We start from the raw sequence: 21,912 nt of genomic DNA, 5'->3' as shown, positions 1-21,912 counted from the left end.
GCTTCTTTCACAAAAGACCGTCTTTTTAGCGCATTCGGTTCTTTTTGAAAGAAGTCCATTATTTTGTATTTTCCTTCTTGAATGCCAGTCCCATGTTTAATTAACGTTCGCTCGATTTCATGGGTGGTTATTTTTTCTTTTTGAGGTTCTAATTGGTCGGAAATAATTGACTGTTTGCTAATTCCATCGCCTGTGTTTTTAGGTAATTCAGTTGCTTCTCTCGTTCCATTGGTTGCTCCTTCGGCTTCTCGTTCTGATTGAGCGTCTCGAAGTTCTTTGCCACTTGGCTGTGATACTTGGCTTCTATCTGAGGAAGAACCGTCATCAACTCTTGCGTTAGTAGGAGTTCGTTGTATAGGTTTGGTTGATACGTCATCAGGTATTGTTGTATGCGTTGCTCCATTAGCGATAAGGTGTGATTGTTCTTCGGTTCGTTGATTTCTGGATACATCAGACCGTCGAGTCCCTCTTTGTATGTTAGTTTGACGAGTGGCTCGGTTCTCCGTGTCATTCCCTCTTCCTTGTCTCTCTGTTTCTCGTAAGCGTTTAGTTTCTCTAATGCGTTCATTTTCAGTCTCCTTTTCAACTAACAATTCTTTTTTAGCTTGGCGAATGCCTGCCAAGGTGATACGATTCACGGTTAATAATTGGGGGTAATGTTCAATCAGTAATGCTTCATTTTCAAATATTCGCTGTACACTTTCTTTAATTCCTGAAAAGCTAGGGGCTTGTCCTAACTTAGAAAGAAGAACATAATTAGAAACAGCTGCTAAATCTTCCGCTATTCCTAAATCAATACCATTAATTTGTTCATGAATAGCTCCTTTGATTGCTTCTGTTAGCAATTTATAAGGATTATGTTCGTCTGCGAGTCTTTCATCCTCACGCATTGACGCCCATTTGGTCATCGTTTCAGTAAAGGTTTCCTTACTCAGCAGCCAATCAGGGAAAGGAACATCTTTCCCTGTGGTCTGAGAAACATCAAATACATTTTCATGATAAAAAGCACCTGTCTCTTTTTGACGTAAAATTTTTATTGCTTTTGATCCTAAAGTGACACTACGACCTACTCTTTTCCACGTATCAAAATCAGCAATAAACTTCGCATTCGGTGCTTGTGCATAGATAGCTAATAAGCTATCCATGTCATATTTATACAGTTGGCCTGAAAAACGTAAAAATTGGTGTAATTCATTTGGATTCCTTACAAGTTCTTGCACCGTGATACGATACAGTTGTTCTAATTCTTGGTGTATTGGACTGTCTGGTTGTCCTTTCCATCGTTCAAATAGCGCCATTGTTTTCATTCACTCCTTATCTACTCATAGCCCATGCAGATTCTTTTTTCGATTCTGGACTTCGTTTTGTTTGATATTTTAGTCGATCTTCTTTGTCTACCGCTTGGAAGCCATAGTTTTTCACGAGCATGGCTGCTTCAGCAGGACTGTCTGCTTCAAAGAAAGGCTCAAACTGCCGCTGAGACAATGAAAGTGCTTTGTACTTTTTCGTTTGTTCATCTTTAATTATTTTCATTTCTTCTTCATTGTTTCGTTGGTATACAGCCTCCAGTAATCTTGCTTCTTGTAGAGTGAATACTTGATATTGTAAAGCGTCGTTCCAATCTTTCACTAAAGCATCTGTTGGCCGATAGCCAAGGTTTTGATAATCTTCATAGTAAGTACTCACTTTTCGGTGCAGACCACGCAATTTAATTGGATCTAATCCTTCCTGTACTTGAAAAAGTCGTGGAATATCATATTGTTGTGGTGCTAATTCAATTTCACTTAACTTTTGAGCAACACGTTGACTTTCCAAAGTTAAATCAAAATCTTCTCCTGAAAAGAATTCTTGGACATCCCAAGCATTAGCGGTTTTTCCTTCGGGAGAAAAATTCGTCAATGCTTTATGTGTTGCAGCGATCATTCGCCAATCTACATGATACTGATTCGCTGCTTCTGAATAAATTGGAATGTTGGCTTTGGGAATATCCAAGTCATGTGCCACACAACGCTTAAATTCGACGTCCCTGCCCTCTTTGTCTGTGTAAGAAAGCTTTGAAAGATTATCAAAAAAGCGCTGCCCTGCAGGGTCGTTATCTATTCCTAGATAAATACCTTCATACGGGGTAGCGCCTTTTGAAACAATCATATTATTCATAAATTTATAAACGGATTGCTCTTTCAAGCCTTCCATTTCAGCTAGCATACAATTTTTTAATTGTGGGTTCATCGTCCAATAACTTAACAAGTCAACTGGGGATTCAAATACATACAAACGATTAGGCGTTCCTAGTGTGACATTAAAACCAAAATTACTTTCACTATTTCTAGCAATTCCTTTGAATCGTCCACGTTTTCCATACTTTTCAGGATTATATTCTGACCCAATAATAGACGCCCCTACTGCTTTTCCTGTATCCGACCAAACAAACACACATTGGTTGTATTTATCCTGTTGAATAAACCCTTTTTTATGAAGAGTATCTACTAGTACAGGACTTATTTTTCGTTCATTTACAAGATAATTTCTTGCTTCTTGAAAGGTATTGGCGTGTTGAAAATAATATTGAAACGGTTCTTTAGGTTTTGCCATTTTTTCTTGCGTTGTTAACTTTTCATGTTCTTCTTCTGCTAAATAAGTCAGTGCTTCCATATGACTCTTGTTAAAAAAACGTTTGACAAAATCAATTGTATCTCCACTAACTACTTTTCCGTCTTCAATTTGAGAGTTCCAATAAAAACGATTCTTTCGTTTATCAATCATTAAGCTGTCATGCTCAACAGACTGCGCAAAGTTCCTCATATCAATATAGTCCATTCCCTGCTCATCCATGACAGACGTAATTGTCACTTTTTTTGCTTGTTCCATTAATTTTTGATAGTCCTCTTTATTCATTTTTGCACCTCCATGTACAAAAAAAGAACCAAGTAAGCATTACTTGATTCTTTCCAATTATTTTATTTATTTGTCGTAAACATTTCTTCTGTGGCCAACCTGAATGGCTGTAACAACAAGACGTTCATCTTCTATTTCTACAATGACACGATAATTCCCTATCCTATATCGCCACTGACCTGCACGATTTGCTGATAAAGCTTTTCCATGCTCTCTAGGATTGGCCGTTCCATCAATATTTCGATACAACCATCTTGTTAGCAATGTCGCTTGATATTTATCCATTTTTTTTAACTGTTTTTTTACATCAGGAGTAAATTCTAATCGATACGACATTATAATCCACCAAACTCATTTAATATTTCGTCCATAGAAATTGTTTCTTTTCCTTGCTCAATCCATCGTTTGTGAGCAATTTCTGCTGTTTGTTTATCGTACTCATCTTCTAATTGTTCCATTGAATAGCTTTTTAACAAATCCGACAACGTCACACCGAAAAATTCTGCCATGTAAGAAAGCCATTCTTTTTCTTCATCACTCACTCTTACAGTAATCATAGCCATAATTATCAGTCCTTTCTTATGTATTACATTGTAATACATATCAAAGAAAAAGTCAAGCGTTATCGAGAAGGTCCCTGCTCTTCTTGTTGCTGTCTTTGTAAATTTTTCAAATAAATTTGTTGGTTCTTCATACTCTCAAAATCTTTACGAAAAGCTTTTTTTATTTTCCCTAAGTCTGCTTTAATAGGCTTTACAGTCGGCTTATCTTGATAGATAAGTTCTTGCCAGTTTGGTTGTCCTTGCCGTGCCTTCCCTTGATTTTCTAGTTTATATTGTTCACGCATTTCTTTTAACAAAGCATTACCTAATTTTGCATAAAGTTCTTCATTTTTATTGGTAATAAAATCATTGGCACGATCTGCTTCTTTTGTTCCTGTTCCATAGACCCGTTCATAGAACCGCGCGTTTTCTTTTAACAATAATTGAAGCTCTTTATAAGGTTTTTCATCATAAGTTTGTACATACGTATCTATGAAACGATTAATCAGTGGACGTGCTTCTTGTAACGCATTCATATTGTATTTCCATGTTCGCGTATCAGGTGGTAAGGAGTGATAGATCTTTCCATAAAGATACTGCAATTCCTCACTTGGTGTACGTGAAAAGTTTCCCGTTTGTTTACCAAATCCATTCCTAATTAACGAGGAAATTCTGGCCAATGGTTCATCACGATCAAGTAATTGACTGGCAACTTGACTACGAAAACGATCAATGCTTTTTTTTGAACGACTGCCACGTCTTGCTTGATAGGTTGAGCCATCTTTGTTTGAAAATGTTTTGTACTCACGAGTTGGATTTGGTTCAACAATCGCAATATGAACGTGAATATGGTGTAACTCATTGTAATGAATTGCCGCTGTCCAAATGGCACTATTGGCAAGTCCCTCTCTGTTTAGCTGTTCTTTCATTGCTGCGCGGACAGCGTTCATTATTTTTGGTTCATTCAATACTTTTTCTTCTGGATTATAGAGTTCTTGTTCAATCAACCAATTGGTGTCAAAACTTACTACGTCTTGCCACATAATCGAATCATTTTTTTGTGCCTTTAGAAATTCTTTTTTGACTTGTCGACGTTCCTCACTCGTTAATTGATTTTTCTTACTTGTAAAGAGTCCTGACGATTTTTCAGGATCTTCCATGTAATGATTGTATCCATCGGTAGAAAGCAAGTTGTATTGCTTAAATTCTTTTGTACGTGTCGCTTCATCACGGTCAATGTAATCAATATATTTAGAAAATGTTCTATTTTTTGAAGAAACAAATTTCCATTTTTGTACAATCGCTGCTTTTACCATTGTTATTCAAACATATCCCTGATTTCAGGTGGTAAAGAACTAGATTGAGGAGTATTTGTTTTTTCTTTTTCAGGAATATTTTCTGATAAAATTGATTGAACATTGTCCTGATTATTATTTGTTTCTTGTATATGCCCCTGTGCTTCTGCACGACTACGTTTCTTCTCTGCTAATTGTCGATAATAGTGTGCGACTTCTGTGATTGCACTTTCCATAGGTGGCGTGATCATTTCTCCCATACCAAGATATTTCGTGACATTATTCAAATAGAAATAGGTATTCCAACATTGTAAAAGAGTGCGCGCATTTTTTTCTGCATCACCTGTTCGTAGCAACGTGTAATGAACTTCTTTTTGAATTTTGTCTAACTGTTTTGTTGTAGCTTCGTGCATGGTCGTCATATTGTCTACAATGCCCTTGTAGATCTCATGTTCGCGAAAAATTTGCTCCAATACAAGATAAAGCGGTTTGCTTGGTGAATTTTCTAAATACGGTTGAAGGTAGGCTAGTCCGTAAGCTGATTCTTCCGCTTCTCTAAAATTAATTTCTTTTTTAATCATCGATTTTCACCCCATGTATTTCTAAAAATTTGTGTAATGCTTTTGTATTAGCATTTAGCGCCGTGATCCATTCCTGACTCATTGTTTGAACGAGTGTTTCGTATTTCATGTTAAGTCCTTCTACCTCTGCAGAAAGGACGTGGTGGTTCAATAAATCGCGAATGTAGCCTTCACGCGATTGACCATTTTGTTTAGCTAAATCATCAATACCCGCAATTGTTTTTTCTGGTATATTTCTCACCATAAATTGTTTCATACGACACCTCTCTTACGTTATTATTTATCACAACAAATTGAACGAGCTTGCTCGAGAAATTAAAAAAAGGCCGACTTTGTGAAACAAAGAGAGGGCTATTTTTAAAGAGCATAAGGGGAAACTGATATCATAAATGATATAAACCGCAGTGCGGTTTGTTTCTGAGTGATATCTTAAAATCTTGTGAACCATGGTGGGAGCATGGTCTATTTTTCAAAAAAAACAAGCAGACCATGTTGAGAACATGGTCAAAATTTGTAAAAAATTATCTAACCATGTTCAGAACATGGTCATTTTTTTGTCTATCATGGTGAGAGCATGGTCATTTTCAGCTAAAAATACTTTCCACCATGTCCTGAACATGGTCATTTTAGTCTAAAAAAAGATAGACCCTGTTACCACCATGGTCTATCTTTTTTTATTCTTTACTATTTTTTGACCGTTCATTGATTCGATTTTCGAGGTTTTTTTGCTTTTTATTTAGCTCAGTTAACTCTTTTTCTCGCTCATTAATTGTTTTTTGTAATTCTTCTTTTTTACTTTTATTTTGAGAAATTGTTTGTTGTAGTTCTTGTTTTTCTGAATCGGTTTTGTCTTTTAAGGTATCCTCTAAATCATTTGTAATTTTATTCAATTTTTCAACATCTTCTGACAAACGCTGTTGCTCTTTTTTATTTTTCTCTTGTGCTTGTCGCGTTTCTTTCAGTTGGAATTTTAAAAAGTCAATTTCATAATCTTCCTTTGATTTATTCTTCGCGGGCAGTTCTTTGTCAGACAATTCTTTGTGGACAAAATGAAACTTCTGTTCATTTGTTAAGGTATCCTTACTGTATCCTTTTGGATAAATAGCAATCTGCAAATTTTGCCATTTTTCTTCAAGATTGTTAATTTCCAAGAGGTAAAGCTCTTCCGTAATTTTTTGTAGTTTGGTGTCGTAACGTGTCTTGTCTGTACGATTTTTTTTCACCGTTACAAACAATTCGTCTAAGACGTTTGAGCTGTTAATTGGTGAAAAAAATAGGACGTCTAAACGTTTATTTTTCGGAAAATACGCACGATCTATAAGTTGATATTCTCTCGTATCTTGCTTAATAATTTTACCAATTTGCGTTGATTGTTCAGAAGAAACTGCTGGAACAAAAAGCCGACTAGCAAAACAAACAAGGAACACAACAGCAATTATTCCAACCAATTTATTGTACTTTTTCCGCTCATTTTTTTTAAGAGAAATTGATTTTACCATTCTTTTCCCCTCACTTAATAGGCCTGCCGAATATAAGAAACAGTCAGCTGACTAATTTTTGTTTCACCATTTTTGTCCGTTAATTCTACAAACAAAACAATGCCATTTTTATTGCCATTTGCTTCGTCTGTTCCGACAATGACGTACTTCATTTCTTCAGTTGTTTGTCGATAGATTGCTTTCACTTTTCCTTTTCCTTCAACATTTATATCTACAGAAGTATCTAGTCCATTGATTGCTCTAGCTTCTCCAGTGAACATGTCTCTAACACTTTTATTTCGTTCATCAATTGATGAATAGTTCAGAAACTTTTCGCCAAAATCTTGTAAGAAAGTGTCATAATCTTGTTGTGATATTTGCTCTTTTTCTGATTGCTCACTTGACTCTTTTGAGAACGTTTCAGAGGAAGATTTTAGGGAAATTGGTTTCTCTTCTTCTGCTTTTTTTCCTTGATACTTTGTGTAGATTTGTATACTTCCAATGCAAACTAAAAGAAATACAGCTACACCTATTCCTGCTTTTACCACATAGTTTTTCACTAGAATCCCTCCATTAATTACTTAACTTTGCGTACAATACTTTTGATCGTTGATAATCCAAATGCTCGTTGATACTGTGATACAATTTGTCCTCTTTCTGCATTTTGTTCCACTGTTCCAAAAGACTGTCCACCATTGCTTACAGACGTTACTACGCCTGTGTGTCCATAAACCGAGGTAGCTAAAGTCCCACTTGTTTCCCAATTAAGAATGTCTCCTGCACGTATATCTTCTGCTTTTGGATAGCGAATGACTTGCCATCCATAGCTTGACCAATCGTAATCTTCACCAATAGCGGAAGCAAACATTTTGCCGCTACCCATTAATTGCGGACCACCCATTTTTTCCACATAATAAGCAGTTAATCCATAACACTGACCACCATTTACGGTTGTTCCTAGTACATTGTTTAGAACGCTAATATCACCTTTTCCATTCCCAATTGATTGATTATTAGGCAGTTGCGTTCCCCACTTGCTGATAGCAAAATCGTCCAAGCCTTTTAGGTCGTTTTTTTGATAAATGTCCATCATCGCTTGATAATAGGCTGTACCTTTTCCTGTACCTGCTGCTGCATATCCACCCGCATGAATAATTTCTAAATCCATTCCGAGATCTTTCGTTCCCACAACATTATTAAAATTTGGTTGCTTGGCTAACATGTAACCATAGTAGTTAAAGGATTCCATTTTGCTTGGAAAACGCATGTAATTTCCTCCTTCATTACCGCCAATTCCTCGTGGTGTTCCTCGTGGAAACGGACTACCTACATACCATGTAATACCAAAATAATTGTTATCTGATTGTGAAGCAGCAGATTTTCCCCAAGCACTTTCATATGCCCATTGACCAATCGCAAGGCTAGGTAAGATACGATACTTTACGCCTACACCAACAGCATATTGAGCGATTTCGTCAGATATTTGACCTCTACCTTTTACTTCACTAAATATTGGAAGGCCTTCAGTAAAAACACCATTAAACGCTTCAAAGTTTCCATTCCCTTTACTGTTATTTTCGTTAACAGTATTATAGAAAAACAGACCTAACATTAAGATACAAAAGAAAAAAATAAGTAAAAGCGTAAATAAATTCGACAGAATTAACCACGCAATTACTTTCTTTTTTACCTTTTTTTGCAGTTGTTTTTTTGCTAAATTCATCATACGCATTCCCTCAATTCTATGCACCACCATTGAAAAGAGCTAGCTCTTCTTCAGTAACTTGGAAAGTCATTTGAATGTTTTGATCTCCTGAAATGCTCAAAATACCTTGTGAGCCACCTACCTCTTTGCTCGTTTCAAAGGTAGGAATAAGATTGTATTCTGTTTCTGTAAAGGTGTTTCCAAAAATACTTTTTAGAAAGCTAATAGAAGTAGAATCTTGTTTTAGAAGAATTTTGTATTGAGTCAAACCAAATATCTCTTTTAGTTTATTGGCAGCTTCTACTGTATCTTTGTCTTGGGCATTGTCTGCATTAGGAAACATACGCTGTACGCGCTGTGTCGCTAGTGCAATACCAGTAAAATACTTTCTTGCTTCTGACATCAAGGTAACAAACCATTTCGCTGCATAGGCCTTCTCAATGTTTAAAATGTTGTGACACTCGTCTACAACAACCAAACACCGAATAATGTCCCACCAATCTTTTTCGGTACGATCAAAGTATCCTTTCTCCCGCTTTCCTATTCGCGTAATATTTCCCATAATATGGTTTAAGGCGATAAACAATTGGCTATCAAATATTTCAGATCCCAATTGAGAAACGCCAGCTATATCAAAAAAGACAATCTGATTGTCTCCTAAATCAGGCACAGAGGTTTTTCCATCAAAAATGTGTCTGTATTGTTTTGTGAGTGGCTTCATCGTAATTTTAATTTTTTGTAAATAGCCTTTTCGTTCTTCATCAATGGTTTGTTCTACTTTTTCAAGATAGTGCATGAAGTCCGTACACGTTGGATATTCATCATTTGATAAACTGGTAATATCAATAGACGCGTCCTCTTTCCAAATACCAAAATCAGAATAGAAATCCCAAACAATATCTTCATACGTATTCACTAATTCGTCTGTAGCTGCTTTGTTTCTAATCTTAAATAGAATTCCCAACATGGAAATATGTTGAACAAATGATCCTCTTACATCTACTTCTACTTTGTCTAAATCATTTTCTGACTCTTTAGAAACAAGGGGATAAACTTGAAACATGTTAATCACACCTCGTTGTCCGTCTAAAGGAATGGAAATTCCGCCATATTCTTTGACAATATCGAAGAACTCTCCTGACTTATCAAAGCCTCGGATATAGTGTCCTTTTGCTGCGTTATCACGTAGAATTTTCTTTAAGATTGTCGACTTGCCACTTCCCATATCTCCTGCTAAAAACAGATTATAATACAATCGTTTTTTGGACTTAAAAAACAAATCCCAATAAACGACTCCGCCAGTTTGTGTGAAGCCATAATAAAAACCTGTCTCATCGCTTAAAAACGTTTGGTTATGAGAAAAGCCTAACCCTAAGGCTTCAGCTTGAATATCCATTCCCTCACGATGATTTCGTAACTTTCGCTGTTCCGATAGAGGAAGGAACATTGACTGCCATTCTTCTTTCTGCTCGCCTAGAAGCACCGTGCCATCATACCCATCTGAATTTAATGTGCCAAGAACGACATTTACTTGCTTTTCCAGTTCTTCTAGTGTTGGCTGACTTAAAAAGATACGGATAGCTGCTTTTTTGATCTGTTCTCCTTGACGCCCCATGGCAGAAGAAAGGGTACGTAAAATCTCTATTTCATCTGCTAAATCATCTTGCTCGGTTTCTGTTGCCTTTTTCATTCGTGTCTTTAGCTCTCCAATGGTATCACTAATGCCCGTCTTATAAGCTATATCCCCATCAAGACGTGTATCAACCATTACAATCGAATTCTCTAAACTTGTTATTTCTAGTAACCAAAATTCCGACATAATTGTTGGCGTATCTATTACATGAATACATGTTCGATACCCATCCCCCATTCGGTTATAGAAGTCCTCTTTAAATGAAATTCCTCCCTTGGGTTGTGTATCATAGATAAATTGAATATCTTCATCAATGACTATTTTCTTTCTCGTCACTCAACATCACACCTCCAGTATTGTTTAAAAGAGACAATATTTTCTTTATCTGCTCACGTTTTAACAATTGGGGTTCAAATAATTCTGAAAATCGTTTTATCGTCGCTAAATTCTCGTTCAGTTCTTTTTCTGTATCCCCATATATCACTAAATATGAAGCAAATTTTTTATATTCTTTTTCAATATATTTCATTTTTTCTAATTCGGTTTGTAAAATACGCATTTGATTGACATTCTTTGCTCTGTCTCTTTTGTAACGGATATATGCTTGCTGCTTTTGATTATCTTCAGGAAAGTTCATAAATATTTCTTTCAATGATCCAGAATATTGTCGATGAAAACTCCAGTAACTCTCCGTGACAAAGTCTGCCTGCTTTTCGTCAAGCAATTCTAAATCGTATTTTTTTGTGTCCAAGAAATACGCAAAGACTTCTTTTCCTCGTATCGTAATTTTTACGATATGGTCATTTTTCGTGCCTGCAATCGGGTAGACTTTGGTCAGACGCGCCAATTCTTTGCGAACTTTTCGTGACTTTTTTTGCTCCTGCTGTTTTCTTTGTTCTATCGCATCAAATTTCATGTTCTTGCTCCTTTGGAGGAAGGATTGAATGGTAAGTCGTTTTGTCCTTTAAAAGTAATTGAATGGCCACTTGAATATTTTTTTTTGCAGGAACATTACTTGGAGATAATAAAAGATACATAGAAATAGGGTATGCTATCACATACCCTATTTCTATGATTGGTGCGACAAAAACTTTTGTTAAATAGCCGAAGCCCCACGCAGCAAAAATGATAAATACGTCTTTCATATCTAATTTACCTGTTTTCACTTTTGTAATAGCTTCTTTTGGACGTTCTATCGTTTTTCTCACGCAAAATCACCTACTTTTACAAGTAATTGTCTAGGTTGTTTGTTTACAGACTTTAATACGTCTAGCGTAATAGCTATACTTTCTTGAAAACTAGAACTTTCGCTTGAATTTGACATTTTCATCAAAATATTTTTAATACCAGTTTCATATTCAGCAAGTACCTTATCAATTGATTTTCCCCATACAAGAAATTCACAACTGCTGTGTGTTGAATCAATCCCTACCGTTAAAATTTGTGAACTACTTGGCTCTTGTAGAGCTACTGAAGGGACAATAAAGCTATCGATAATTTCTTGATCTTCAAGAACACGATACATTTTGTTTAAAAAGTACAAATAGAAAATTTTTTCTTCCTTCATAAATAAAAACCTCCTTAATCTTTGAACTGATCGCTAATTCGTTTAGAAGTAGCCTTGCTGACATCATAGACTTTACGGGTTCTTCTCGCTGTAGTTCCACTATCTAATACACGTTTAGCTCCTTGTGCATATAAACCTACCACTTTATCACCAACCGACTCTCTATCAATAGCTCTAGGCTGCATATCTCGAATCATTGCAGCTCTTCCTTCTTGACTTGCTTCTTGGACATGTTTTGGAAATTGTTTTTCACCAACCATAGGAACAGGAGGTAGTATTGGTTTTCCTTCTAGTACCTTCCTAGCTTTCGAAGCGCTATTTACATTTGACAATGGCATATTTGGATTTATACCTAAAGCAGCCAGCGCTTTTTTATTTTGTATTGCTTGCTGTTTAGGGTTCCGTATAGGTGCAGCAGGTTTTTTCAATTTGCTTAGACTTTTTTGCATTTCTTTTGTTGGTTTAGTAGGTCTTGTTGCTTCATTTTCATGAACTTTTGATAATGGACTGTTTTGATTCAAGTTTGTCGGATTCATTCCAATATTTCCGCTACTTTCTTGCGTATTCACCGACTTACTTCCGTTATTTTGAGAGTTATCGTTACTTGTGTTAGCAACTTTCTTATTAGATAAATCAGGTGTGCCAGTGGGTATTGTTTGGTTTTTAGACGGTCTAAATCCATCAATTACGCCCTTTGCACCTCCGCCAACGTAAGCCCCAGTACGAGCAATTTTTCTAGCTCCTCGATAGGCAGCTTTCGGCGTGTTTTTTATCATGCTTCCTGCAGTTTTTGCCAATCCTTTTCCTGCAATTGACCCTTGTGTAACAGCCATTACACTACGGCCAACACTAGATAACCCTGCATCAATGCCAAACAGTTGCTCAACAAAGTTCGGTCCGTCGATAACTAACCAAGCTCCTGCAGCTACAGCAATTCCTTTTGCTATACCTGAAATATCCGATTGTGCAACAAAGCCGTTCCATAGATCAAAAATATTAATTAAGAATGTGACCATATACAAAACAACAAAGGTATCTCGAATTTTTAGAATTAATTGTTTGTTTCGTTGGCCGTCTTTTAAATCAGTTAAACTAATCCCCATCGTTAGCAAATACAACAAACCTAGCTCATTAATCATTCGTGCTGCTTTGAACATCACAAATAAATACACAATTAGCTTAGTGAATAATTCTAGTGTGATTAACCACGGATGCCACGAATACCGATAATAGGCAGGATCGCCAATGCTCCAGAAACTTTTCATGTCTGCTACTTCTGGTTTTCCATCAACCATTACTACCTGCTTTGTCAATAGGTCTTTGCCCTTTTTACTAAGAGGAGATTCGTTAAACAACCAATTGCTTGTATCAACCTTTTCAGATATATTCAGTAGTTCAATATCCACTTTTTTATCAATATCATTTTGTGTATCTGTTGATTTCCATTCATTTTTATCAACAGTGTACAAATCAGTAATATTATTTTTAAATACTTCCGTACTTGCGCTACGCTCATTTGTTAGTAGTTTTGTTCCTGCTCCTACCAATCCGGCTCCTTGTTGTAGCCCCCAAGGAAGCAAGACAAGAATGGTCATAGCAAGAATAACACTCTCTACAAAAACATTTTTATCTGTTTTCTTAATTGACATAATTCGATAGCCAAAATAGGCAACTGCAATGGCGCCAATTGCCAAAATAATCGGCTGATACGTATCAATCATTTCTTTAATCGGTTTGTAGTTATAAAAATCAATTAACTTATAAACTTCTTTTGTCATGCCTGAAATACTATCTACTGTCCATGCAATCCCTTTTAAAAGCACAAAACCTAAATCTCTAAGTGAATCCATAATCCATGAAGCAATGTGTAATAAGTCTCTGAATTTTAATAATTCTTCTTTCATGGAACATTCACTCCTCGTTTACACTGCCTTTAAAAGCAATAAAAGCGGCTTTTAGATTAGGCCTATATTCTGTGTTACAGAAGTAGCGTAATTGACTTTCATCTGTAAAAGTTGATAATTTTTCTTTTTCATTCTCTGACAGATTATCTTTATAAGCCGCCAAAAAGAATTCTTCAAATACGGATTCACCTAATTGCTCTCGTAAAGTTGGCTTGATATTTGTATCAAGTGAAACACTATCGATTGCAGCTACTTGTTCTGCCATATATCGTTCCTCCTCTTTTTCTTGTCTTTTTTGTTGTTGCTCTTCTTTTGAGGGAATCCTTTGATCATTTTCATCTACTTCGTATTCATCCCACTTCACAATATAATCAACTAAATCGATGGAGGAATGCTGTTCCTTAGATAATTTCAATTCAGTTAAATTCTTCTTTCCATCAAATCGAGGAAGTAAATACTCATAATGAAATCTCATTTCTGTTCCATCGTTCACATTTGCAAAAATCGGATAGGGTGTAATCTTTTGTCCACGTAAATCTCGACGCATTTTCGTACGATCAACGACCCACTCGCCTTCTTTTAAATCTCTTAGTTCATTAGCCGTTAACAACTGTCGTCCATCTTCACGTTCGCCAAAACTCTTATCTATACTCATTGGATCACCATGTCGATCTGGTGCAATCACTGTTTTTTCTCCTAATTTTTTAGCAAAGTAGTCCGCGTCGTCGTATTCATCAGACATGATATAAATTTGATTCCCACAAGCAGCTGTAATAGCCTTACTCATTTTATCGCCATACTTATCATCAAGCTGCGCATAAGATTGAATTACCAAGTGATAAATAAGGTTTCGACCTAATCCGACGTTCATGCTACGACTAAGTCCATCAATTGGCGGAATGTTGGCCGCTTCTTCTAATAAGTAACGAACTCTACGTTTAACGCCTTTCCCTGTCAACGTTGCTCGTTCTGCTAACACTTCATTTACTTGTGATAAAAAAGTAGAAATAATACTGTAGTTACTATCGTTCCAGTCAGGATAAACAATAAATAAAGCGATTGGTTTTTCACCATATCCTAAATCTTCTAAATTAAAGTCACTATCTAGCGTTAACCGTGCAATGGCATCATACGTATAATTCTTTAGCTTGGCCATCGTTCCTGTAAAAATACCACTACGTGTAATCCCTTGTGAGAATTTGATTGTGCCATATTGCTTTCTCGCAACACTTGTTGGCGGTAAATCATTGAAAAATGTATCAAGAGCGGTATTCCCTTTTTCATCAGGGTATGCCCCTAACTCTTCTAACATACTCGTTACTGCATACATATTGATAATTTGCGTTTGCTTGGTTTCAATCCCAATTTCACAAATTGCTAAAATAAGCGCATTTAACAAAGAAATACTTGCTTCTTCCCACATCGGCTCTTTCGCATTTGGGTTATGATACAAACTAAAAGACAAACTATTTGCCAACATTTGGGCTTTTGTTGTATCTCCTTTTAAATAGGCTTGTTTCACTAAATCTAAAGGATTATAATGAATCCCATTGGTAGGATCGACCAAATTTAAGCAATACACGTCATAGCCAAATTTTTCAAAGGAATCCTTTGTGTTCTTTAACATATCCCCTTTTAAGTCATTTACAATCACGGAATCCTTTTCTTTTGCACGCATAATTAAATCCAAGAATGGATAAGAAAACAAAGACGTTTTCCCTGATTGTGTCCCACCAATTGTTGCAGAGTTGGTATTTTTACGATCAATATAGACAAATGTTTTTTTGACTTTCTTTCCTTTTTCTCGAACTGTTTCTACAGTAGTTGCTACAGGAATCCCTGAACTTCCTTCATATTCCTTGTCGTCTAAAGCAACCTTAACGTATTGCTGATCTAATTCTTTTTTTGTTGTAAACCGTTCCGACCCTTTGGTTTTCAGGTTTATATCTTTAAATGCTATTCGCATTTCATAGAGCTTGATAAGCATTTTTCCTAGAAGAATGCCGATCACTCCTCCATAACAAAAATAAACCCAAAAACCACCTATTTTTTTTGGTATGAAAAACCATGATAGAGAAAAAGCGACAGGAAATTGCTTTCCTGTCGCTGCATATTCTTTTATTCTGCCGATAATTCCCTCTAAAGAGAGAATAAAGTTAAAAATTAAATTAACCCCGAAAAAGATAATCATTGTAAAAACAAACCCAAAAATGATTAGCATGTACGGCTTTGCTAGAAACTTTTTCCATTGTTTGTATTCTTTATTCACTTACACATCATCCTTTCTTCTCCATGTCCATTTTGAGAAGAAATCAACCACATAGGGAACTTCCACGTATATACAGAAAGCACTTGCTACTATTGGTAACAGATAAAGAAGCTCTTTATCAACAATAAGAGAAGAGACACAAACAAGCACAGAGAACCCACTACATATTACATAAGCAATATGACTACCGATTGTATCTCCTTCAGCAGGTAAGCTAACACAGACCAACAAACTAACAAAAAAAAGAGAAAATACCATACTCATTTTCTCACCCCATCTCTAAAAACACTCGTTTGTGCTACTGCTTGAGGAATTAGTTGTTCTTGGTTTACCTTAAAATAAAAAGGTGTGTACCTTATCCTATAAACTACGAGCAACTGCTTTTGTGTAACTTCCCCTCCCCATTCACTTCCTACGTCTGGTAAAAATTGTTGTTCAGTTTCTTTTTTTTCACATTTAAGCCTTACTGGTTTCAAGTACCGATACCATTCAGAATTTAATCGCCACGCTGTTTCTTCAAATGCTCCATTTGTTTTATAAAGTGGGAAAATACTCTTCCTCAACTTTTCATTTTCTAGCTCAACTATCCGTCGAATAAAAAGATACATTATCATCGCAATTACAACGGTTTCCATTTGTTGACCAAATTGGTTAATTGGTAATGTTCCTAGACCAATCAATCCACCAATCAGGTAATTAGAAAATATCTTTTTGCTAGTCTTTTCAATTAAGACGTCAAAAGCTTCATCGTTATTTATCTTCAAACTAAGCATATAAGCAAATATCCCTAAAAAGAAAATCATGCTAATAGTAGGAAAAGCGTGGGAAAACATTTCAGGCTTTGCTAGATTCCCTTTAGTATCTTTCACCGAAAAATAAATGGTACTTCCTAGATACTGCCAACCATGAAAAGCAGCGATACCCAGACTAAGCAAAAAGACTAATTTTGTTCCTTGTAAAAGAATCGTTCGAATCAGTAGTAAAATAAATTGATTCTTCGCCAATTTATCCATCTTTTTTTCCACCTCTATTTCCTGCAGTAATCAATATATGCTTGTTTTTTAAAGATATAAAAAAATTATCTTTCCCCTTGCTGCTTCTATTCTTGCGTTGCATTTTCTGAAGAAACAGGTGTTTTAGTTTCTTGTGTCTGTTCATCAGCTGACACACCCTTTCCAGTTTCTTGTGTCTGAGCGGGTGCAGAGTCGGCTGCTTCAATCACTGGTAATTGATTAAAATCTTCAACAACTGCTTGTACCGATTCATTTTGTACGTTTGCTTGCTCATTTAATGCTTCAACTGATTGCTGCGCATTTGCCAATTGTTCTTGTGTTGCTGGTTGACTTGCAGTATTTAATTGTTGTTCAATTTTTTCTTGATTATTTTGAACATGTACAGCAGCTGCTTCTGCATGAACAACTTCTCCTTGAAGATTTGTTGCTACTTCCTGATTTTCCTGAGCCTGATTAATTGCATTTGCCACTTCATTTTTAGCCGTCTCTGCTTGAGGGCTCAGTTCTTCATCATAGTATTGTTTAATTTCATTCAATGATTGATCCGTTTCTTTCGCTTCAGACAAAACTTTTTCTGCTGTATTCGTTGCTTCATTTGCGTTGGTTTGTGCTGTTTTTATTTCTGTAACTTTCTGTTGTAGTTGAGTATAGGTTTCTTGATATAAGGTCTGATTTACTGGAAGCACTTCATTCGTATCTGTGATTAGCTGTTTAATCTGAGTCGACAGCTGATTATATTCCCCTACAAGTGAAGCGACTTCTGCCCAATAGGTATTTGCTTTTTCTGTATTTTGATTTGTTTTTTCTTCAATTCTTGTCAAGGTATCTAATTTTTCTTTTACACCTTCTAAGCGTTGATTGATTTTTTGCGCTTCTTCTGTAGTAGTCTTTAATTTTTCTTTTGCTCGATCAGTTAGCCCTTCTACATCTGGTTTTGGCTCTACTGGATCAGTTGGTACAGGTGGAACTGGCGGTACTGGAATATCAGGAATTTCTGGAGTTTCTGGAACGATAGGAATATCAGGTTTATTCGGTGTATCTTTTGGTTCGACTAGTTCATCTTTTTTAACATCAGATAACACATTTTTTTCACCCACACTTGGTTTTAATGAATGTGATAGAAGAGTATTCGTAGGAGTATCAGCCAATGCAAGCATTTTTTCTTGCTCTTTGGCTGCTCTGTCTGCTCGCAATACTTCTTTTTCTTCCTGCTTTGTAATAGCTTTTACTAACTGACCTAACAAACTAGTTTCTTTTCTAGGAAAAACAGTCTCAACAGCAGAAGCCTCATCACCAATGTCAACTGTAGCTAACGGATCTTTTCTTTTCTCTTTTGTGTTCTTCTCTGTTTTTTTATTCTTTTCCTTTTCGGTCACTTGCTTTTCCCATGATCTGTTTGTTTTCTTAACTGGTTGTTTACCTTGTTTTTCTACAGATTCAGACTGTATCTCTTTTTTCTCAGTCTGTTTATAAGCTGCATACGTCCCTGCACTGCCCAATAAAAGGACAGAACATAAGCCAATCAAAAGATATTTTTTTCTTTTTTTCTCTGTTTGTTCACTCATTTTGTATCACTCCCGTTATTTTTTCCTAGTAATTGTAGGTTTGACTCCCACATATGATAATTTTCTTCTGCTTCCTCTCGTTCTTTAGAACTCAAATTTGCATTTTTCTTGTCCTCCTCGTACTTTCTAAGGAGGTTTAGAATACTTTTAGCTACATCAATATCTTCTGCTAGTTCTGCATTCTGTAGGGTCTTATTGATAGATTCTGCCTTCCCTACGTCTTTACTTCTAAGAGCTTTGTACGCTAAATCTACCTGCTTTTTGTTAATCTGATTTGCTAATAGTTCGCTTTTAATTTCTTTGTTAATCAAAGTGGCTTCTTCTATCTTTCCTAGTTTTAAAAAAGCATATCCTTTCATTGCTAAAACTGCCTTATCTTGAGGAATTTTTTGTGTGGTCGTCACTTTTTCCCAATTTTCTTCAAGAAAGGCTAAATAAAAAATAGCTAAGGGACGTTTAGACACCTTAGCTATTTCTCTTAATTCATTTTTATTTTTGTCCTCAAAAAGAGAGGTTAGGACTTCTTCTTCCTTATCAGGATACTTTTCTATCAGCTGTACATAGTCTTTTTCTTTTAATAGTGTTTGATACTCACCTTTACTTTTAGCTACACTGTGAGATTGGCTACTTCCATACGTCATATAAATATACATACCTCCACTAAAAAAGAAAAAGATAGTTAAAATCACTATCAAAACAGGACGATTATGTCTTTTCCTTTCATCGAAGATTGTATTCAGCGCTTTTAAAGAAAATTTATGGTGTTTTTTTCCTTCTGTGTCAGCCATTTGCTTAGTCGAGGGTTCAGTTCCTTCTAAACGTGCTTCTTCTGCTTTGTAAGCTTGTTCAATATAAGCCAAACCCTTTTGCTTCTCCTCATCACTTGAGCTTGGAAAACTCGTTTTAAACAAAGTGTCTATCAGTAATAGAAAATTACTTGCCTCTTCAGATCCAACCTCAAATTCTGCTAAAAAAATACTGTCATCCTTCTCAGATTCAAAAATTTCTATGGCTACCAGTCGACGAACCTTTCCTAATGGAACATTTCTAGCTACCTCTTTCAATTTTTCATCTGCTTCATGTAAAGTATAACGTGTTTTTTTAGGAAAAAGCTTCACTAATTTACCTGTTGCGTGAAATTGTACTTCCATGCCTACCCTCCCTTCTTTCAAAATAAAAACTCCTCATTTTATAGTAGCTAAAAAGCTTATTGAAGAAATCGAATAATGGCTTCTGCACCCATTACTACAAGGAAACCGATCCCCACGTTTTTCATACCGTCTTGTGCTTCTTCAATTTTTTGTCTATTTTTTGTCATGTAATGATAGCCCATAATTGCCAACATCACCGCTCCGTATGCACCTGCTCCACCTTGAATTGCTCGTAACACAAATGTCGCTTTCTCAACAAAATAATCCATTTATACTCTCCTCCTAATAATTATTATGTGTGCTTGTTTTAGCCGATTGCTTTAATGCATCTAAAATTGCTTCCTGATTTTCATCAAATACTTCATCATATTTGCTTGCTAACCATTCGTCAAAATTTTTCCCTTTCGCTTCAAGTAGTAATTTTGCCATGGTTTTCTTTTTATTTAATTCCTTTTGTGTGATAGCCATTCTCTTTCAGCTCCTTTTCTTCTGTAATTATTTTTCTGAAACATTTTTTTTAATTCCTGCAATTACTTAGATATGGTACCCAATTCGTTTTTTCCTTACACGCTTTTGTTCTTTTCTTTGTTCCTTGACTATTTTTTCTTCCGTAATGTTCGGGGTCACTTTTTTATATTCAATTCCTGCAAAAGGTGTGAGCTTTTCAAGTTCAACATAATAGCTTTGCGCGTCTACTTTTTTGACCCACATTTTTTTTACGCCATATCCTTCCCATAAATAGCCCAATTCACGCAATCCATAACGAAATTCATACCCATTTTCAATGCCAATATAGTAATAAGAAAGAAACGTAGGCGATATTACAGGGCGAATAAGAAAATTATCTTTAGAACCATACCTTAAAAGAACCTGTACTTCTTGCTCTGCAAGAGTTTGAGTAGCGACTTCTTTTTGCCAAGTATGACTAACCGTAAACCAATGAAAACCTCGCTCTTTTAATTGATTTTTAAATAATCTTCCGTCTTTCACAATAACCATTCGCCTTTGAATATCCTCAATTTCTGGAATTTCCCAGTTAGAAACTTCCCCAAAATATCTTTGTAAACCTCTACTATCCCCTGCATCCACTTCGTCTAAAACATCGGTGAGTTGAAGTAAATTCATTGCAACTGCTGTGACATACAATTTCTGTAATCGTTCATAAAATGGTTTCTCATGTCCTGACGTTCTTGTATCTTCATATTCCACATGATGAGCCACCTCATGCAAACAAGTAATTAATAAAAACCTTGGTTCTCTTGATAAATTAAAGATTTCTATCAATCGTTCTTGCCTTTTATAATGTGCATGTTTGCTGGCTAGCTCTTTAGGACGAATGCGTATAAAATAACTTAAATAGTTTTTGTAATTGTCAGGATAGGCATACTTTAAAACTGTATCGAGCGTCCCTTTGATTAATCCTTCATCCTTACTCACTTTGTGACCTCCTGTAATAATTTTTACTGTATGCTATCACTTAGTTTTTTTCGCTAATCTTTCTTCTAAGCTATTTTCAATTGGTAAGACTTCCTCAATAATTCTCAGCAGGTGGCTATATGCAAACCATACGTCATCCAAGTCAAAAGCTTTCTGTCTTTGAGTCAACACAAACTTTAATTCTTTAACTTCGTCTATTGTCATTTTCTTCTTTATGATCTCTTTGAATGTGTTTCCAAAATCTTTGGAATTGTCATAAGCCATTACAAAAGGGTCAAGAAGTTTGTACGCGTTTTTTGTTTTTCCTTCATACTGATTATTTTTCTTTTTAAACAAATTCTCACATACTTTATTTACCAATAATGTTGCTACTACACTACTAGCTGTGATTATAATTTCTTTTTTCATTTTTTCCCTCCTCGTATTGTTGTATCAGTCATTGGTTGAATACAGCGAATTAATTGCTCCCTTGCCTATTTTTCTGTTCGTTTCGAAGTTCTTTCTCTGATAAAAAATAATCATGATAAGCTTCTCGCTTAATTCGTGTTTCAATGTAAAACATTGGGACTTCAAAAGTAGAATTTTGTTCGAATCCAAACTTGCTTCTTTCGGTATCCACTTTCAGCGTTAATGTTTTTCCATTTTTTAGTAAGTGGATAACATCGATCTCTTGAATATTTTCAGGTGTTACTTGGTTATTTGTTAATAATTCAAAGGTTTTTCCTTTTTTAACCTTAATCATCAATAGGCGACCACGAAATCCTTGCCAACGAGTATTGACTTCTTTTTCCTGAATAGCTAACTCTTTCATTGCGACACTTCCTGTTCGTTCTTTTATTTTTTCCATCATTGTCCTTTCCAACAAAAAAAGAGAAGC

At 35.7% G+C, this 21,912-nt stretch carries 25 protein-coding genes; all 25 read right to left on the bottom strand.

The features are described 5' to 3' along the window. Positions 1-148: 148 nt before the first annotated feature. A complete protein-coding gene (locus AB3I34_RS13415; RefSeq protein ID WP_353966604.1) occupies positions 149-403 on the bottom strand; it encodes a hypothetical protein in 255 nt (84 codons plus the stop codon). A 911-nt stretch (positions 404-1,314) separates the two neighbouring features. Next, positions 1,315-2,895 (bottom strand): DUF3991 domain-containing protein, encoded by a 1,581-nt coding sequence (locus AB3I34_RS13410; RefSeq protein ID WP_284604014.1) that lies wholly within the window; start codon positions 2,893-2,895, stop codon positions 1,315-1,317. 66 nt (positions 2,896-2,961) lie between these two features. Beyond that, complete coding sequence (locus AB3I34_RS13405) at positions 2,962-3,231, bottom strand: type II toxin-antitoxin system RelE/ParE family toxin (protein ID WP_002358470.1); 270 nt, start codon at positions 3,229-3,231, stop codon at positions 2,962-2,964. Continuing rightward, a complete protein-coding gene (gene relB / locus AB3I34_RS13400; RefSeq protein ID WP_002413218.1) occupies positions 3,231-3,458 on the bottom strand; it encodes a type II toxin-antitoxin system RelB family antitoxin in 228 nt (75 codons plus the stop codon). The genes AB3I34_RS13405 and relB overlap by 1 nt, the downstream gene beginning before the upstream one ends. 59 nt (positions 3,459-3,517) lie before the next feature. Then, on the bottom strand, positions 3,518-4,753 hold the full coding sequence (mobP2, locus tag AB3I34_RS13395) for a MobP2 family relaxase (protein WP_010785148.1): 1,236 nt from the start codon (positions 4,751-4,753) through the stop codon (positions 3,518-3,520). A gap of 2 nt (positions 4,754-4,755) precedes the next feature. After that, the gene (locus AB3I34_RS13390) at positions 4,756-5,313 is read right to left on the bottom strand and encodes a hypothetical protein (RefSeq protein ID WP_010785147.1); all 558 of its coding nucleotides are present in this window, start codon (positions 5,311-5,313) and stop codon (positions 4,756-4,758) included. Next, complete coding sequence (locus AB3I34_RS13385; protein WP_002358468.1) at positions 5,306-5,569, bottom strand: hypothetical protein; 264 nt, start codon at positions 5,567-5,569, stop codon at positions 5,306-5,308. The genes AB3I34_RS13390 and AB3I34_RS13385 overlap by 8 nt, the downstream gene beginning before the upstream one ends. A gap of 418 nt (positions 5,570-5,987) precedes the next feature. Beyond that, a complete protein-coding gene (locus tag AB3I34_RS13380) occupies positions 5,988-6,812 on the bottom strand; it encodes a hypothetical protein (RefSeq protein ID WP_048941218.1) in 825 nt (274 codons plus the stop codon). 14 nt (positions 6,813-6,826) lie between these two features. Then, complete coding sequence (locus AB3I34_RS13375; protein ID WP_002358238.1) at positions 6,827-7,351, bottom strand: EF0163 family protein; 525 nt, start codon at positions 7,349-7,351, stop codon at positions 6,827-6,829. Between the two features lie 17 nt (positions 7,352-7,368). Then, entirely contained in the window at positions 7,369-8,517 is a 1,149-nt protein-coding gene (locus AB3I34_RS13370) for a glucosaminidase domain-containing protein (protein WP_256856947.1), read from the bottom strand. 16 nt (positions 8,518-8,533) lie between these two features. Continuing rightward, positions 8,534-10,465: a VirB4 family type IV secretion system protein gene (locus AB3I34_RS13365; protein WP_284604010.1), complete on the bottom strand. Its 1,932-nt coding sequence runs from the start codon at positions 10,463-10,465 to the stop codon at positions 8,534-8,536. Next, positions 10,440-11,045 (bottom strand): hypothetical protein, encoded by a 606-nt coding sequence (locus AB3I34_RS13360; protein ID WP_010717538.1) that lies wholly within the window; start codon positions 11,043-11,045, stop codon positions 10,440-10,442. The genes AB3I34_RS13365 and AB3I34_RS13360 overlap by 26 nt, the downstream gene beginning before the upstream one ends. Beyond that, positions 11,035-11,337: a hypothetical protein gene (locus AB3I34_RS13355; RefSeq protein WP_010717537.1), complete on the bottom strand. Its 303-nt coding sequence runs from the start codon at positions 11,335-11,337 to the stop codon at positions 11,035-11,037. Before AB3I34_RS13355 ends, AB3I34_RS13360 begins: the two co-directional genes overlap by 11 nt. Further along, entirely contained in the window at positions 11,334-11,696 is a 363-nt protein-coding gene (locus AB3I34_RS13350; protein WP_010709617.1) for a hypothetical protein, read from the bottom strand. Before AB3I34_RS13350 ends, AB3I34_RS13355 begins: the two co-directional genes overlap by 4 nt. A gap of 14 nt (positions 11,697-11,710) precedes the next feature. Next, on the bottom strand, positions 11,711-13,600 hold the full coding sequence (locus tag AB3I34_RS13345) for a pLS20_p028 family conjugation system transmembrane protein (protein WP_284604009.1): 1,890 nt from the start codon (positions 13,598-13,600) through the stop codon (positions 11,711-11,713). Positions 13,601-13,607: 7 nt separating this feature from the next. Beyond that, positions 13,608-15,869, bottom strand: coding sequence for a VirD4-like conjugal transfer protein, CD1115 family (locus AB3I34_RS13340; RefSeq protein ID WP_126263010.1), 2,262 nt, complete (start codon positions 15,867-15,869; stop codon positions 13,608-13,610). Beyond that, on the bottom strand, positions 15,870-16,133 hold the full coding sequence (locus AB3I34_RS13335) for a hypothetical protein (protein WP_002358230.1): 264 nt from the start codon (positions 16,131-16,133) through the stop codon (positions 15,870-15,872). It abuts the gene before it with no gap. Continuing rightward, positions 16,130-16,882 carry a hypothetical protein gene (locus tag AB3I34_RS13330; RefSeq protein ID WP_126263011.1) on the bottom strand — a complete coding sequence of 251 codons (753 nt, stop codon included), beginning with the start codon at positions 16,880-16,882 and terminating at the stop codon, positions 16,130-16,132. Before AB3I34_RS13330 ends, AB3I34_RS13335 begins: the two co-directional genes overlap by 4 nt. Positions 16,883-16,968: 86 nt before the next feature. Further along, positions 16,969-18,447 carry a hypothetical protein gene (locus AB3I34_RS13325; RefSeq protein ID WP_126263012.1) on the bottom strand — a complete coding sequence of 493 codons (1,479 nt, stop codon included), beginning with the start codon at positions 18,445-18,447 and terminating at the stop codon, positions 16,969-16,971. After that, complete coding sequence (locus AB3I34_RS13320; RefSeq protein WP_240077100.1) at positions 18,444-19,598, bottom strand: hypothetical protein; 1,155 nt, start codon at positions 19,596-19,598, stop codon at positions 18,444-18,446. Before AB3I34_RS13320 ends, AB3I34_RS13325 begins: the two co-directional genes overlap by 4 nt. Positions 19,599-19,654: 56 nt before the next feature. Further along, the gene (locus AB3I34_RS13315; RefSeq protein ID WP_002358223.1) at positions 19,655-19,867 is read right to left on the bottom strand and encodes a hypothetical protein; all 213 of its coding nucleotides are present in this window, start codon (positions 19,865-19,867) and stop codon (positions 19,655-19,657) included. A 13-nt stretch (positions 19,868-19,880) separates the two neighbouring features. Then, positions 19,881-20,066, bottom strand: coding sequence for a hypothetical protein (locus tag AB3I34_RS13310; protein ID WP_002358222.1), 186 nt, complete (start codon positions 20,064-20,066; stop codon positions 19,881-19,883). 66 nt (positions 20,067-20,132) lie between these two features. Then, positions 20,133-21,035 carry a hypothetical protein gene (locus AB3I34_RS13305; protein ID WP_002358221.1) on the bottom strand — a complete coding sequence of 301 codons (903 nt, stop codon included), beginning with the start codon at positions 21,033-21,035 and terminating at the stop codon, positions 20,133-20,135. Between the two features lie 36 nt (positions 21,036-21,071). Further along, positions 21,072-21,443 (bottom strand): hypothetical protein, encoded by a 372-nt coding sequence (locus AB3I34_RS13300; protein WP_015543644.1) that lies wholly within the window; start codon positions 21,441-21,443, stop codon positions 21,072-21,074. 49 nt (positions 21,444-21,492) lie between these two features. Then, positions 21,493-21,885, bottom strand: coding sequence for a PrgU family protein (locus tag AB3I34_RS13295; RefSeq protein ID WP_075584073.1), 393 nt, complete (start codon positions 21,883-21,885; stop codon positions 21,493-21,495). Positions 21,886-21,912: the final 27 nt, after the last annotated feature.

The sequence above is a fragment of the Enterococcus sp. C102(2024) genome (assembly GCF_040888205.1).
GTDB lineage: Bacteria > Bacillota > Bacilli > Lactobacillales > Enterococcaceae > Enterococcus > Enterococcus faecalis.
This window is presented reverse-complemented; position numbering and strand designations above follow the sequence as displayed.